The organism is Arthrobacter sp. StoSoilB19 (assembly GCF_019977275.1).
In the GTDB taxonomy this organism is placed as follows: domain Bacteria; phylum Actinomycetota; class Actinomycetes; order Actinomycetales; family Micrococcaceae; genus Arthrobacter.
Window position 1 is genome coordinate 2019934 of record NZ_AP024650.1, and the last position, 14791, is coordinate 2034724.

11 protein-coding genes and 1 tRNA gene are annotated in these 14791 nt (G+C 66.3%); 7 read left to right on the forward strand and 5 right to left on the reverse strand.

Annotated elements, in window-relative coordinates:
* Window positions 1-165: 165 nt before the first annotated feature.
* Window positions 166-618, reverse strand: a complete 453-nt coding sequence (locus LDO86_RS09235) for a rhodanese-like domain-containing protein (protein WP_224084441.1) — start codon at window positions 616-618, stop codon at window positions 166-168.
* A gap of 259 nt (window positions 619-877) precedes the next feature.
* On the opposite strand from LDO86_RS09235, the gene fdh reads away from it, so the two are divergent.
* Genes fdh through nrfD form a run of 3 tightly spaced genes read left to right on the forward strand, consistent with a single transcriptional unit; the run spans window position 878 to window position 6303 of the window.
* Complete coding sequence (fdh, locus tag LDO86_RS09240) at window positions 878-4204, forward strand: formate dehydrogenase (protein ID WP_224084442.1); 3327 nt, start codon at window positions 878-880, stop codon at window positions 4202-4204.
* Window positions 4205-5215 carry a 4Fe-4S dicluster domain-containing protein gene (locus tag LDO86_RS09245; protein ID WP_224084443.1) on the forward strand — a complete coding sequence of 337 codons (1011 nt, stop codon included), beginning with the start codon at window positions 4205-4207 and terminating at the stop codon, window positions 5213-5215.
* Complete coding sequence (gene nrfD / locus LDO86_RS09250; RefSeq protein ID WP_056390125.1) at window positions 5212-6303, forward strand: NrfD/PsrC family molybdoenzyme membrane anchor subunit; 1092 nt, start codon at window positions 5212-5214, stop codon at window positions 6301-6303. The genes LDO86_RS09245 and nrfD overlap by 4 nt, the downstream gene beginning before the upstream one ends.
* Before the next feature lie 15 nt (window positions 6304-6318).
* On the opposite strand, the gene selD is transcribed toward nrfD, so the two are convergent.
* Window positions 6319-7344 (reverse strand): selenide, water dikinase SelD, encoded by a 1026-nt coding sequence (gene selD / locus LDO86_RS09255; protein WP_222430048.1) that lies wholly within the window; start codon window positions 7342-7344, stop codon window positions 6319-6321.
* A gap of 44 nt (window positions 7345-7388) precedes the next feature.
* Between selD and LDO86_RS09260 the strand changes: the two genes are divergently transcribed.
* The 3 genes from LDO86_RS09260 (at window position 7389) to selB (ending at window position 10651) form a co-directional block, all read left to right on the forward strand.
* Window positions 7389-7483, forward strand: a tRNA-Sec gene (locus LDO86_RS09260).
* Window positions 7484-7519: 36 nt separating this feature from the next.
* The gene (gene selA / locus LDO86_RS09265; RefSeq protein ID WP_224084444.1) at window positions 7520-8851 is read left to right on the forward strand and encodes an L-seryl-tRNA(Sec) selenium transferase; all 1332 of its coding nucleotides are present in this window, start codon (window positions 7520-7522) and stop codon (window positions 8849-8851) included.
* Between the two features lie 3 nt (window positions 8852-8854).
* Window positions 8855-10651 (forward strand): selenocysteine-specific translation elongation factor, encoded by a 1797-nt coding sequence (gene selB / locus LDO86_RS09270; RefSeq protein WP_224084445.1) that lies wholly within the window; start codon window positions 8855-8857, stop codon window positions 10649-10651.
* Here the strand turns inward: selB and LDO86_RS09275 are convergent.
* The gene (locus LDO86_RS09275) at window positions 10648-11178 is read right to left on the reverse strand and encodes a CPBP family intramembrane glutamic endopeptidase (RefSeq protein WP_224084446.1); all 531 of its coding nucleotides are present in this window, start codon (window positions 11176-11178) and stop codon (window positions 10648-10650) included. The genes selB and LDO86_RS09275 overlap by 4 nt on opposite strands.
* Window positions 11179-11755: 577 nt before the next feature.
* On the opposite strand from LDO86_RS09275, the gene LDO86_RS09280 reads away from it, so the two are divergent.
* Entirely contained in the window at window positions 11756-12238 is a 483-nt protein-coding gene (locus tag LDO86_RS09280; RefSeq protein WP_018771018.1) for a hypothetical protein, read from the forward strand.
* Between the two features lie 82 nt (window positions 12239-12320).
* On the opposite strand, the gene LDO86_RS09285 is transcribed toward LDO86_RS09280, so the two are convergent.
* Both LDO86_RS09285 and LDO86_RS09290 read right to left on the reverse strand, forming a co-directional pair.
* On the reverse strand, window positions 12321-13118 hold the full coding sequence (locus tag LDO86_RS09285) for a sugar phosphate isomerase/epimerase family protein (RefSeq protein WP_224084447.1): 798 nt from the start codon (window positions 13116-13118) through the stop codon (window positions 12321-12323).
* Complete coding sequence (locus LDO86_RS09290) at window positions 13115-14185, reverse strand: zinc-binding alcohol dehydrogenase (RefSeq protein WP_224084448.1); 1071 nt, start codon at window positions 14183-14185, stop codon at window positions 13115-13117. The genes LDO86_RS09285 and LDO86_RS09290 overlap by 4 nt, the downstream gene beginning before the upstream one ends.
* Between the last annotated feature and the right edge of the window lie 606 nt (window positions 14186-14791).

The window sequence follows — 14791 nt, forward strand, 5'->3', positions numbered from 1 at the left end:
GCTGTACGCAACATCGATCACCATATGCAACAGTGTGACTCGTGCCACGCAGGGTGTCAATCTATTAATTGACGCCGCCAAAAACTACGAAAAAACGTGCTGACTGACCCGGGCGCGCATCAGCTAAGGCGTGTGAAATCCGTTTGGACGCTGGCCCTGAGCCGGTTACTCACTGCTTTTGTTGCGCAACGCCGCCCACGCCTGGAAACCGCCGATCAGGTCGGTGGCACGGATCAGCCCCAGCCTCTGCAGGGTGTGCGCAGCGAGGCTGGAACTGTAGCCCTCGTTGCACACAACCACGATGCGGCGGGCGGGGTCGTCAGCGATCGGGAGCCGATGGGCGCTGGAAGGATCGAGCCGCCACTCAAGAACGTTGCGGTCGATCACGACGGCTCCCGGAATTTCGCCGTCCCGGTCCCGCTGATCCACGGGCCGAATGTCAACAACAAGGGCGCCCGCTGCCATTTCCCGCTCAAGATCCGAAGGGTGGACACGCACGAGCCCGCTGCGGCTCTCTTCCAGTAACTGGTCGACCGTAAGGGCCGCGGGGGTGCCGCCCGCATGCGAACCGCGTTCGCCGCCTTCAGCGCCGTCGTCGGAGTTATCAAACTGGTTCAAAATTCTCTCCCTTTACCTTCTGATGCGTCCATCGTTCCACCATGAAGCTGAACGCGGGGACGGTCGGACCGGGGCGAATGTCTTTTTGCGTCCGCCTGGGGGAGGGGGCACCGGCGGAAGGTGCACGACGGCGGTGCGTCCCGTCGTCGTGCTCCTTGACTTTTGTGGGGACTACTTGAATTTCGGCGCCGTAGTTTCTGCGGAAGACACGCGAACGCTGTCCTGTTGCTTTCGCGGCGCTTCGGGATATGCTCCACAAATGGCACCGCGAAGTTTCCTTCAATGGCCGGTCATCCGTCAATTGTCGACGGGGGATCTGCTGGGCCGTGGGCCCGCTGTCACTTCGGCCAAGACCCAGGCCATTGCCCCCCGCACAGCTACTGCTGACCGCGTTGTCCAGAGCGTCTGCCCCTACTGCGCCGTGGGTTGCGGACAGCGTGTCTACGTCAAGGACGAAAAGGTCATCCAGATCGAAGGCGATCCGGACTCACCCATCTCGCGCGGCCGCCTGTGCCCCAAGGGTTCTGCCAGCGAGCAACTGGTCAATTCACCAGGCCGGCAGACCAAGGTGCTTTACCGTGCGCCGCGCTCCAGGGAGTGGGAACACCTGGATTTGGCCACGGCCGTCGAGATGGTGGCGGACCGGTTCATCGAAACGCGCCGCAGGACGTGGCAGCAGGAGGACGACCAGGGCCGGCTGCTTCGCCGCACCATGGGCATTGCTTCGCTGGGCGGCGCAACCCTGGACAACGAAGAAAACTACCTGATCAAGAAGCTCTTCACGGCTGCAGGGGCGGTGCAGACCGAGAACCAGGCCCGCATATGACACTCCGCCACGGTTCCCAGTTTGGGAGCCTCGTTTGGACGCGGTGGTGCAACGCAGTCACTGCAGGACATGGCCAACGCCGATTGCATCGTTATCCAGGGTTCCAACATGGCCGAGTGCCATCCCGTGGGATACCAGTGGGTAGCGGAGGCTAAAGCCCGCGGAGCCAAGGTCATCCACGTTGACCCCAGGTTCACGCGGACGTCGGCAGTGTCGGATAAGCACATTCCCATTCGTGCAGGCTCCGACGTGGTTCTCCTTGGTGCGCTCATCAACTATGTCCTCACCAATGACCTGTGGTTCAAGGAGTACGTCAGCGCGTACACCAACGCCGCCACGCTGGTCCATGAGGATTACCGCGACGCCGAGGACCTGGGTGGGCTGTTCTCCGGCTTTGATCCGGAGAAGCGCGCCTACGACACGTCATCGTGGGCCTATGCGGAAAAAGGGGACGGTGCCATCGATGAGCCCGGGCCAGGTTCGGAACACGGAGCCGATGCCACGGCCCGCGCCGCCGGCCACGCCTTTGGCAGCGGCGGACCACCTTTGGAGCACGCCGAAGTGCAGCGCGACGACACCCTCCAGGACCCGCGGACTGTTTTCCAGATCGTCAAGCGGCACTACGCCCGCTACACCCCGGAGATGGTCCAGGACATGTGCGGGATCGACGCCGCGGACTTCGAGTACCTGGCGCGCTCCATCACGGAAAACTCCGGGCGCGACCGCACGACGTGTTTCGCCTACGCCGTCGGCTGGACCCAGCACTCCCTTGGGGCTCAGTTCATCCGGGCCGCCGCCATCCTGCAGCTTCTGCTCGGGAACGTCGGACGCCCCGGTGGCGGGATCATGGCCCTGCGTGGCCATGCCAGCATCCAGGGCTCAACGGACATCCCCACCCTTTTCAACCTTCTGCCCGGGTACCTGCCCATGCCCAGCGCCGGACGCCATGACAGCCTTGAGGAGTACCTGTCAGTCATTGGCTCGAAGCAACAGAAGGGTTTTTGGGCTGATGCCGACGCCTACACCATCAGCCTCCTAAAGGCCTGGTGGGGTGAGGCTGCCAACGCGGACAACGACTGGGCTTACGACTATCTCCCGAGACTGACGGGGGCCCACGGAACGTACGAGACAGTAATGGGCATGCTCGAGGACGAAGTTGAGGGCTACTTCCTTCTCGGCCAGAATCCTGCAGTGGGTTCGGCCCACGGCCGGATGCAACGCCTGGCCATGTCGCACCTGAAGTGGCTGGTGGTGCGTGACTTGAACCTCATCGAGTCGGCCACGTGGTGGAAAGACGGTCCGGAAATTGAATCCGGGGAGCTGCGCACCGAGGACATCGAGACCGAAGTGTTCTTCCTGCCTGCCGCAACCCACGTTGAGAAAGCCGGCTCTTTCACCCAGACCCAGCGCCTGCTGCAGTGGCGGCACCAGGCGGTGTCGCCGCCGGGGGAGTGCCAGAGCGAGCTGCAGTTCTTCTTCGAACTGGGCCAGCGGATCCGGGAGAAACTGGCCGGGTCGCAGGACGAACGGGACCGTCCGCTGCTGGACCTCACTTGGGACTACCCCACGGACGAGCATGGCGAACCTGATGGTGAAGCCGTGCTGGCGGAAATCAACGGCCGCCACCTGGACGGCCCGGATGCGGGCAAGCCCCTCTCGGCATATACCGAACTGCGCGCCGACGGATCCACGGCGGCCGGCTGCTGGATCTACACCGGCGTGTACGCTGACGGTGTCAACCACGCCGCCAACCGGAAACCGGGCAAGGAACAGGGGCCTGCGGCCCCGGAATGGGGCTGGGCATGGCCGGCCAACCGCCGGATCCTCTACAACCGCGCGTCGGCTGATCCGGCCGGCAACCCGTGGAGCGAGCGGAAGAAATACATCTGGTGGGACCAGGAACAGGGTAAGTGGGTCGGAGACGACGTGCCGGACTTCCCGGTTGACCGGGCACCTGGCAGCAAACCCGATCCCTCTGTCGGTGGTCCAGCCGCACTCAGCGGTGATGATCCCTTTATCATGCAGGCAGACGGCAAAGGCTGGTTGTTCGCGCCGAAGGGCCTCATGGATGGACCCCTTCCCACCCATTACGAGGCGCAGGAATCACCGGTGGCGAACGCGCTTTATCCGCAGCAGCAAAGTCCTGCGCGGCTGGTGTTCCCCCGCGCGGACAACCTCAGCGCACCGAGCGCCGGCACCAGCGGAGCAGACGTCTACCCGTTCGTCTTCACCACATATCGGCTCACGGAGCACCATACGGCGGGTGGGATGAGCCGCTGGCTCCCATACCTGTCGGAGCTCCAGCCGGAGATGTTCTGCGAGGTCTCGCCTGAACTGGCCGCCGAGCGCGGACTTGAGCCGTACGGGTGGGCCACTATCATTTCGCCGCGCTCCGCCATCGAGGCGAAGGTTCTTGTCACGGACCGGATGAGGCCCCTGGCTGTTGGCGGCCACACCGTGCATCAAATTGGGCTGCCCTACCACTGGGGCGTCGGCAGCAATGCCGTGGTCAGTGGTGACGCGGCCAACGACCTGCTGGGTGTGACCCTGGACCCCAACGTCCAGATCCAGGAGTCCAAGGTGGCTTCGTGCGATATCCGTCCGGGCCGCCGTCCGCGGGGGAAGGAACTGCTTGCCCTGGTTGCGGAGTACCAGGCCCGGGCAGGAGTGACCATCGAGACGGGGAACAGCGCCGTCACCAATCCGACGGCGGAAGGCAACAAACCCGCCCCGCATACCGATCCCACAACGGAGGACTAGATGGGCCAGCTGTCCGGACCGACCGACCCCACCGCCGATGCCCACTGGGAACACAACCATCCGCGCAAGGGATTCTTCACCGACACCTCGATCTGCATCGGCTGCAAGGCCTGCGAAGTTGCCTGCAAGGAATGGAACCACAACCCGCAGGACGGAAACTTCGAGTTGCTGGGGTCTTCCTACGACAACACCGGATCCCTGGGCGCCAGCACCTGGCGGCATGTGGCGTTCATTGAGCAAGGCCAGGAACGCATTACCGAGGCCCGGGAATCCGGGCGGGCCCTGGTCAATTTGGGCATGCCCCGCATTGGTCCTCCCGCCACGGCAGGGTCCGCAGCGACCGACCTGGCAGAGGCCGACACGACGCCCCCGGACACGGCAGACTTCCGGTGGCTGATGTCCTCCGACGTCTGCAAGCACTGCACCCACGCCGGATGCCTTGACGTCTGTCCCACGGGGGCCCTTTTCCGTACCGAATTCGGCACCGTGGTGGTCCAGGACGACGTCTGCAACGGCTGCGGAACCTGCGTGGCCGGGTGCCCCTTCGGCGTGATCGAACGCCGCAGCAATGGCACGGTGAAGGTGGCCGGCCAGCGGGACGAGCAGCACGAAAAGCATCCCGCCGACCCCAACGTGGGCGTGGCCCAGAAGTGCACGTTGTGCTACGACAGGCTGGTGGCCGATGAGACGCCCGCGTGCGCCAAGGCATGCCCGACGACGTCCATCAAGTTCGGCGACCACGACGACATGGTGGAAACAGCCCGGGAGCGGGTGGCCCACCTGCACGCGCAAGGCCTCACCGAAGCGCGGCTCTACGGTGCGAACGAGAACGACGGCGTCGGTGGAACGGGATCGGTCTTCCTGCTGCTGGATGAGCCCGAGGTGTACGGGCTCCCGCCGGACCCGCGCGTCCCCACAGCCGACCTGCCGCAGATGTACCGGCGGGCAGGCATGGCTGTAGCGGGCATGGCCGCGGCTGCAGCATTGGCTTTCCTGGGAGGACGGGCGTGACCCTTTCGGAATTCGACAGCTTCCGGCCGGCGGAGCGTGCCCGGCGCCGCCGGCAGGACGGCAAACCCGGCCTGCGCCGCCGCAGGGACAACGGGGACGGTTCCCGCGAAGTGCCCATGGTCCCGGAGCCTGAATTCACCTCTTACTACGGCCGCCCCGTCGTAAAGCCCGCGCCGTGGGGCGATGACGTTGCCATCTACCTGTTCCTGGGCGGCGTGGCAGCAGGCTCGGCGCTGCTTGGCCTCGGCGGCCAGTTGACCGGACGGCCGATACTTCGCCGGAATGCCCGGCTGGGTGCCTTGGCCGCCGTGAGTGCCGGCGCCGTCGCGTTGGTGAAGGACCTGGGCAGGCCGGAGCGTTTCCTGCATATGCTGCGGACCTTCAAAGTGACCTCGCCGATGAGCGTGGGCTCCTGGATCCTCAGCGCCTTCAGCGCAGGTGCGGGTGTTGCCGCAGTGGCCGAAATCGACCGGATGAGCGGAAACCGGCTGCCGCTGGGACCCTTGCGCAGGGTGCTGCAGGCCGTGGAAGGACCGGCGGGCGTCGAGGCTGCGGTGTTCGCCGGACCATTGGCGGCATACACAGCTGTCCTGCTTGGCGACACCGCCACCCCCACCTGGAACGCTGCGCACGAGGAACTGCCGTTCGTCTTCGTCAGTTCGGCGTGCCTCGCTTCTGCCGGGCTCGCCATGGTCACCACGCCGGCCCGCGAGACCGGTCCCGCCCGCAAACTCGCGGTGCTTGGCGTCGTGGGCGACGTGCTTGCCATGAAGATCATGGAGCGCCGGATGGATCCGGTGGCAGCCGAGCCCCTTCATCAGGGCAAGGCAGGCACCATGCTGAAGTGGAGCGAGCGGTTGGCAGTCGCCGGCGGCCTGGGAACCGTGCTGGGTGGCCGCAACCGCGTCGCAGCTGCCGCTTCGGGGGTGGCGTTGCTGGCCGCTTCTGCACTGACCCGGTTTGGCATCTTCGAAGCGGGGCTGGCCTCTGCCAAGGACCCGCGGTACACCATCGAACCGCAGAAGGCCCGGCTCGCAGCCCGCCGCGCAGCCGGCGTAACCGGCGACGCGATCACGACCGCCAGCTGACCTGGCCGCCAGGCATCAGCGGATCCTGATGCCCCGGCCGGCAGTGGTGTGGCCGATGACGGGGTGCCCTGGCAGCTCGCCGACCACCAGCAGCCCGCCGGAAGTCTGGGCATCGGCAAGCAGCAGCAGGTCGTCTTCGGTGATGCCCGGTGCGGTCTGCAGGTGCGGCCGCACCCAGTCGAGGTTGCGCCGGGTCCCGCCGGAGACAAAGCCGTCGCGCAGTGCCTCGCGGGCTCCATCAATCAGCGGTACCGCCTTCAGGTCGATCACTGCGCCCACTTCCGATGCCCGGACCATCTTGTGAAGATGGCCAAGCAGGCCAAAACCCGTGACGTCCGTTGCTGCCCGGACGCCGGCGGCCACCGCTGCCTCGGACGCGTCGCGATTGAGACCCACCATGGTCGCTATCGCCTCGGCAAACACTTCACCGGTCGCTTTGTGCCGGTTGTTGAGAAGCCCGACGCCGATCGGCTTTGTCAGCGTGATGGGCAGGCCCGGCCGGGCGGCGTCGTTGCGCAGCAGCCGGTCCGGGTGCGCGACGCCGGTGACGGCCATGCCGTACTTGGGTTCCGGATCGTCGATGGAGTGTCCGCCAAGCACCGGGCAACCGGCCTCCGACGCCACACTAAGCCCGCCGCGGAGGACCTCCGTCATCAGCTCCATTGGCAGGACGCCGCGGGGCCAGCCCACCAGGTTGATGGCCGTGACCGGCCGGCCGCCCATTGCATAGATATCCGAGAGCGCATTGGCGGCGGCGATCCGGCCCCAGTCAAAGGCATCGTTGACAACGGGAGTGAAGAAATCCGCCGTGGTAAGAACCGCGAGGTCGTCCCGCACCAGGACGGCCGCCGCGTCGTCGCCACTGTCCAGGCCAACCAGCACCTCTGCGCCCGGCTGGCCGATGAGGCCACGGACGGCATCTTCGAGCTCACCCGGCGGGATCTTGCAGGCACAGCCTCCTCCGTGGGCGTAGTCGGTGAGCCGAAGGGCGCCCACGGCGCCCTCATCAAGTTGCTGGACTGACGTCTGGGCCTCATTCACCCGCCTAGCGTACCCCCGTGAATCGACCTGCTATATTGAGGCGCGGTGGCGTCCGGGTCCTGGTGGGCCCCCCGGTCTTCAAAACCGGTGCGGCTGAGCATCTCGGCCTGGCGGGTTCGATTCCCGTCCGCCACCGCCAACTTTCGGCAGTGAATGCCGCGATATGAGGAGGGCTGTGGACCACGTCGATCCCCGCCGCCTGATTCCCCGCACGGACGACCTGCTGGCACTGCCGCCCGTCCGCGAAGCCCGGTCACGGCTGAGTGAGCGTGTGATCCGCGAACTCGTCCGGGACATCCAGGACCAGGCCCGGCGCGGTGACCTTCCTCCCGGCCAGGTGGAGCCAGTCCTGCTGGCCGCCGTCGCTGACCGCAAGGCAACAACCCTCCGCCCGGTGCTGAACGCCACCGGGGTCATCGTCCACACCAACCTGGGGCGGGCACCCCTTTCCGCGGCCGCGGTCGAAGCTGTTATCGCAGCCAGCGGCTACGTTGACGTGGAACTCGACCTGGCTGACGGAAACCGCTCCCGCCGTGGCGCCGGGGCCCGGGCGGTACTGCTCGCCGCCTGTCCCGCCGCTGAGGACGCACTGGTGGTCAACAACGGAGCAGCGGCGCTGGTACTGGCCACTACAGCCCTGGCCGCCGGCCGGGACGTGGTGGTGAGCCGCGGCGAACTCGTTGAGATCGGTGCAGGCTTCAGGCTCACCGACCTGATGGAATCGACAGGGGCAAGGCTTCGCGAGGTGGGCACCACCAACCGGACCCACCTGCACGACTACGCAGCGGCCCTCGGCCCCGATACGGGCTGCGTGCTGAAGGTCCATCCGAGCAACTTCCGGGTAGACGGTTTCACTTCCGCTGTTCCGCTGCATGAACTGGCCCCGCTGACGCAGGCACACGGAGTACCGCTCGTGGCCGACCTTGGCAGTGGACTGCTGGCACCCGACCCGCACCTCCCTGATGAACCTGATGTTGCCTCCGCTTTGGCGGCCGGGGCCGACGTCGTCATCGCCAGCGGCGACAAACTTCTCGGCGGACCCCAGGCGGGCCTGCTGCTGGGCCGCAAGGAGGTCATCACCCGGTTGGCCCGCCACCCGCTTGCCCGGGCCGTCCGGGCAGACAAACTTGCCCTCGCTGCCTTGGAGGCGACCGTGGCCGGCGGAATGCCGCCCGTCGTACAGGCGCTGCACGCCGACGTCGGGCAATTGCGGCGCCGCACGGAACGGCTGGCCCAGGAACTCGGGGCAGCGGTGGTGCCGCATGACGGCAGGGTAGGCGGCGGGGGCGCCCCCGGTTTTGCCTTGCCCGGGTGGGCGCTCCGGCTCCCCGAAGGACTGGCGCGGCTCCTGCGTACCGGCGATCCCGCCGTGCTTCCGCGCGTCCACGACGGTTCCTGCCTGATCGATCTGCGGTGCGTGCCCGCCGCGGACGACGACCGGATTCTCGAGGCCATTCGGCAGGCGCTGGCAGCCCTCGAGGCTGCGGATGCAGGCAGGGCGGGCTGAACCGTGCACGTCGTTGCCACGGCCGGTCACGTCGATTCCGGCAAGAGCACCCTTGTCCGCGCCCTTACCGGCATGGAGCCGGACCGCTGGGAAGAAGAACGGCGCCGCGGGCTGACCATCGACCTGGGTTACGCCTGGACCACGTTGCCGTCCGGGCAGGACGTTGCGTTCGTCGACGTCCCCGGCCACGAGCGTTTCCTGGGCAACATGCTTGCCGGCATCGGACCCGCGCCGGTGGTGTGTTTCGTCGTCGCCGCCGACGAAGGCTGGCAGGCCCAGTCGAGTGACCACCGGGACGCCGTGGCGGCGCTGGGCATCGAGCACGGTGTGGTGGTCCTCAGCCGCGCGGACCGGGCGTCCAGCCAGCGGGTGGCGGACGTCCTGGCACGCACCCGGGTGGAGCTGGCCGGGACTGGTCTGAGGGATGCCCCGGCCGTTGCCGTGTCCGCCATCGACGGCACCGGCCTGGCTGAGCTGCGTTCAGCGCTCGACGGCGTCCTGGCCAGTGTGCCCCAACCCGCCACAGATGGGCGGGTCCGGCTGTGGGTGGACCGGTCGTTCACGATCACCGGTTCCGGCACCGTGGTGACCGGAACGCTGGCCGCAGGAACGATCGTCCAGGGGGACCGGCTGGGCCTCTTTGGTCACCTTGGTTCCCGGTCCGTCGTCGTCCGCGGCCTGCAAAGCCGCGACACCTCGTACCCCTCGGTGGCGCCAGTCAGCCGTGTGGCCCTCAACCTGCGCGACGTTTCCGCCACGGACATCCGGCGCGGTGATGCGCTGCTCACCCTCGATGCCTGGCCCACCACCGGCGTCGTGGGCATCCAACGGACCACCGGTGTGGCGTATACGGATGTGCCGGAGCAGCTCATGGTCCATGTTGGCACCGCGTCCGTGCCGGCCAGGCTGCGTCCTTTCGGCGCCGACCACGCTAGGCTCGTCCTCGACAGGCACCTGCCTCTCGTCCTGGGCGACCGGCTGGTGCTGCGCGACCCCGGAAGCCGCTCTGTGCTGGGCGGGGCACGCATCCTCGACGCCGATCCACCGGCCTTGCGGCGGCGCGGAGACGGCGCCCACTGGGCCCAGCGGCTTGCAGGCATGGACCCGGCGGGTGACGTGCTGGGGGAGGTGGCAGCCCGCAAAGCCGTGCAGGTGGAGCATCTGCGCCGGCTCGGGCTGTTGTCCGGGCAGGACCCGGAAGGGCCGTCCGGCGTGCAGGTCATCGACGACTGGTGGGTGCACGCTCCTGTCCTTGAGGCCTGGCAGCACCAGCTTCGCAACGCAGTCCAGGCGCTGCAGGAATCCGATCCCTTGGCGCCGGGCCTTTCCATGGGGGCAGCCCGCAACCTGCTTCGCCTGCCCGACGAGAAGCTGCTTTCCCATGTCATCCGTGGGGCCGCCCTGGAACAGGACGCAGGCCACATCCGGCTGCCCGGCAGCCGGGGCCACCTTGGCCCCATCGAACCGGCAATTGCCGAGCTGGAGCGCAGGCTCACCACGCATACGTTCCAGGCCCCGGAATCCGAGGAGCTGGCCGCGCTGGGTTTGGGCACGCGGGAGCTGGCTGCTGCAGAACGCTCGGGCCGCCTGCTGAGGCTGCGTGACGGCGTGGTGCTGCTGCCAACGGCGCCGGCCCTTGCGATGCGAACCCTAGCCGGCCTGGAGCAGCCCTTTACCACCAGCCAGGCGCGCCAAGCCCTCGGAACGACGCGCCGGATAGCGGTTCCACTGCTGGAACACCTCGATTCGCGGGGGTGGACCCAGCGGTTGGACGCAGGCCACCGCAAGGTGGTGCGCTAAGGGTTTGCGTCCCGAAGTCGACGGGCTTTGACGAGGAAGACAACCGCAACAATCGTCCAGAATGCAGCACCCCAAAGCAGTGCCGGCATCAGGACCGCCATTCCGGTCGCCGTACCTGATGCCATGAAAGAGTTGATGAACGCCCCTGCCGAAAGCGGCGCGTGCATGAGCATCGCCAGCGGGAGGCTCCCTGTCCGGTCGTAGACCCACACCATCAGCACCCGGAATGGGGGCAGCCAGGCAAACAGGAACACCGCCACGATAACCGCGTTTGGTATAGCTCCTGAAGGGTCAGTGCTGTCCGCGAACATCGGGTAGTGCCAGGTTCCCCACAGCAGGGCCATGATGAGGCCAGTCAAAAGAATGCCGTAACGCCTACGGAGTCTGGGCAGGGCAAAGCCCGTCCAGCCAAGCTCTTCCAGGATGCCGACCGCGAGCCCGACCAGGAGGCCGCCCAGGATAATGGCCGCTGTCCCCTCCAGTGTGGTCGTGCCCGCGTAGTAACCCGGAAACATCATCGAGACCATGGCCGCCGTCGTAGCCATGACGATCGGGCCAGTAAGAAGGGCGAAAAGGTACCACCGGGGGCCCACCCGCCATTGGCGCAGCCGGGTCCCGAGTTCCCGAAGCCCTGTTCGGCCGTATAGAAGGGCGGTAAGGGAAACGCCGGCTGCGGCGGGCCCTGCCGGGAGCGCCGCCGCGGCCCAGGTTACGGTTAGGTGCCCTGCACTGAGAATGGCAACCATTCCGCCCCAGGAGATGAAAAATGCGAGGAGGTAGAAAACAGGCAAGGGATGGCGCCTCGTGAACGAGGAGAACCCCTTGCCGGCGGCGCCCGAAACGAGCGGCACTCCGGGCTGTGGTTGCGTTGTCATGGGGACCCTCCTGCCTGACCAAACGCGCGCCCGCCGGTGACCCGGGAGCTGCTACCCCCAACTCCCAGCGTGATAGTGCAGGCAATGGCGGAGTAGGGGCTTTGGTCATGGCACCCTGTACCTCTGGAGCGCCGGGACGCCCCGGAGACCTGTCTTGGTTCCAAAGACCCTGTTTGGGCACTTCTCCGCGCCCTAGTCTGTCGTCATCCATTACATCAAGGAGGCATCCATGCGCAGAGCAGCAATGACTGAAACCGAGCGGGTCCATCATCTCTCCGAGAACCTCATGGGCCAGCTGGCCAGAGGCAGGGAATGGGCCACGCCTGGTGTGCAGGCTGCGCTTCAGCGGGCGGTGGCTGGGCTGGATGCAGGCATCGAGACCGCTTCTCCCCGCCTCCAGGCGCTGTTGCGCCGGTTGGCCGATGAGCTTGCCGGGGGTGTGGAGACACTGACGCCACGGGTCCAGGGACAGCTTAAGCGCGTTGGCCCGAAACCGGCCGGACGAGCCAAGAGACGCGGCCCGGTGAGGTCCCGGCAGCCGGCCTTCCGGATGTGGTGGTGGATCGCAGGGCTCGTAGCGTTGGCGGCCGGGGCAGCAGTCTGGCGCTCAATGCAGGCGTCCAAGGAAGAGACGGTGCGTTCGGACAGTTCGCAGGACATGAGCGGTGCGGATGCGAATGTCGACGCAGATCTTGCCTCGGGACGGATGTAGGAGGGCGTTCAGCGGCGGCAAGAAAGCATCGTTCTACAAAGGCGCCGGCCACCGATGGATTATCCCCCGGAAGGCCAGCGTCTCAGAGGAAGCGTCTGAGCAGTTCCGGGACCCGGGGCAGGACCAGTTCAGGGGGACCGGAAAGCCGGGACTCGAGGGCCACTGTTCCCTGGTACCCCATGGCCTTGAGGGCGGCGCCGATCGGAGCCCAGTCGATGTGGCCGGCGCCCGGTTCCAGTCGATTGGAGTCGCTGGCCTGGACGTGGCCGACGAAAGCGCCCGCTGCCTCCAGTGCCGCTGCGGGATCTGCTTCTTCAATGTTCATGTGATAGGTGTCTGCGGCAAGCTTGACCGAACCGAGTCCGACTTTCCGCAGCAGTTCCACGCCCTGGGCGAGTGTGTTGACCATGTGGTCTTCGTACCGGTTTAAGGGTTCCAGATAGAGTTCTACGCCTTCGCGCGCGGCGTGCACTCCAAGTTGACCGAGAACATCAACAAGCACGGCCGTGTCCTCCTCCTGGGTTCGCGGCGGAATGAACGGGGGAAGGCGTTTTGAAAACATGCCGTACGAGGCCGGGGTTACGGCGCCCCGGCCCCCCAGCTCGGCCATGACACTTAGCTGGGATCGAAGTTGAACCACGGCGTCCCGACGGAGGGCCTCGTCAAAGTCTCCGATGAAGTGAAGCATGTCCACGCATACGGTGGGCATGACCACTCCGTTCTTCCGTGCGCGCCGAAGCTCGGACAGACGGTTCTGGAAACCCAGGTCGCCTTGGGCGCGGAGCTCAATTCCGTCGAAGCCCCAGGCAACGGCTCTCTCAAATTTCTCCTCCAGGCAGCTACCGGGCAGGTGCTGCTCTTGTACGGTGAGCGGGATCATCGGAACTCCAAAACTGTCTGAAGGGCAGACTCGGGATTGTTATCCAACAGCTCGTAGGCCTTGGCAGCATCTGCGATGTCGAACCGGTGGGTCACCAGCGAGGCTGTATCCAGGGCGCCGGACGCGATCGAAGCGATCACTGTCTGTTCCAGGCGGGGAACGCTCCACCGGGTGCGCAGCCGGTTTGGGACCGAACCGATTTGCGAGGCGAGTATCTGGACCCGGTTGTGGTGGAACTCTTCTCCCAGGCGGAGAGGTGCCGCGCCGCCCTGGTAAAAGCCGGCAGCAACCACTGTGCCATCGGCACCCACGGCCCGCGTGGCCTCGTGGAGGGCGCGGTAGTTCCCGCTGAGTTCAATGGCGCAATCGCACCCCATGCCGCCGGTAAGTTCGCGAATCCGGGCTGCGGGATCCGGGTCCGGCGCCAAGGCTTCCTCCGCACCCCAAGCGAGTGCCTTGTTTTGGCGCACCCTGATTCCGTCAACTGCGATCACCGTCGCGCCGTTCAAAACGGCGAAGCGGGTGGCCAGCAGGCCGATGACGCCCTGGCCAAAAATGGCAACCGTCGAACCCACCCCCAGGTCAGCTGCCAGGACGGCGTTCAGGGCTATCGCTCCCACCCGCACAAATACGGCAGCGAGCGGGTCCATGCCCTCGGGCAGTTGGTGACCGGCCACGGTTTTTGCCGGCAGGATAGCCTCGGACTGGTGCCCCCAAATGCCCCAGACGGTGTCTCCGACTTTGACAGGCCGGCCGGCGTCCTTCCCCTCATCGACCGGGTCGGGCACGGCAGCAACCTCCACGACCTCTCCGACCTCCGAGTATCCCCACCCGTCCAGGGGGTAGCCAAGCCGCGGTTCACGTAGATCCTGCTGGAACAGGCGGATCCCGGGATTCCATACGGAGGTCAGGTAGGGATTAGTGCCCCGGTACGCGGTCATCTCGGTCCCGGCCGAGATACCCGAAAACAGGGTGCGGACCCGAACCTCTCCGGGCTGGAGGGCAACGCTCTGGCTCTCGATGATCTCTACTTTGCCGGGGCCTGCAAAGCGAAGAAGGCGGTACACGGCTGATCTTCCTTGATGGCGATTTGGTGCCTGGGACCATGGCGGTGCTTTCAGTATGCATGGGTCCAGCGTGGCGCTGCTTTCGAGACAGTGATCAGATGTGGGGGGTATTGCCTCGGCCACGTGCCCGCCGCAGGCTTACCCTCCGGGGGTGTGGAGCGGCACGGTTTCGGCGCATGCGGCTGTGCCATGGCCTTGCATGAAGGTGGACCGTGGTAGACGGCGCTGATGCCACCAGGGTGGATCCGTTCCTTCGGCGGCGAAGATGGACGATCACGAGGACGGTCAGGCCGATCCAGGCGAACGCAACGCCGATGACAAGGAGCACTGTCGGAATCGTGTCCACTGCGGCACTTCCTCAGGAAGCAGGGGTTTGCTGGTTCACGTAAAGAACGGGGTCATTGGCGTGGTGCCTCTGTACCCGGACGCACCACGGGCGGTCCCATGCCATGGTGGGGTCCGGGGTGGCTGCTGACGCGCAGGATCCTGCAGCGGGTGGGCGATAGGGGTGATGTCACAGCGGCCTCCGGCTGAGCTGAAGCGGGGCCTGCTGCTGGACTTAGTTGAGGTATAGCGCGGTGCCACACCATAGTCAATAGACGTGGG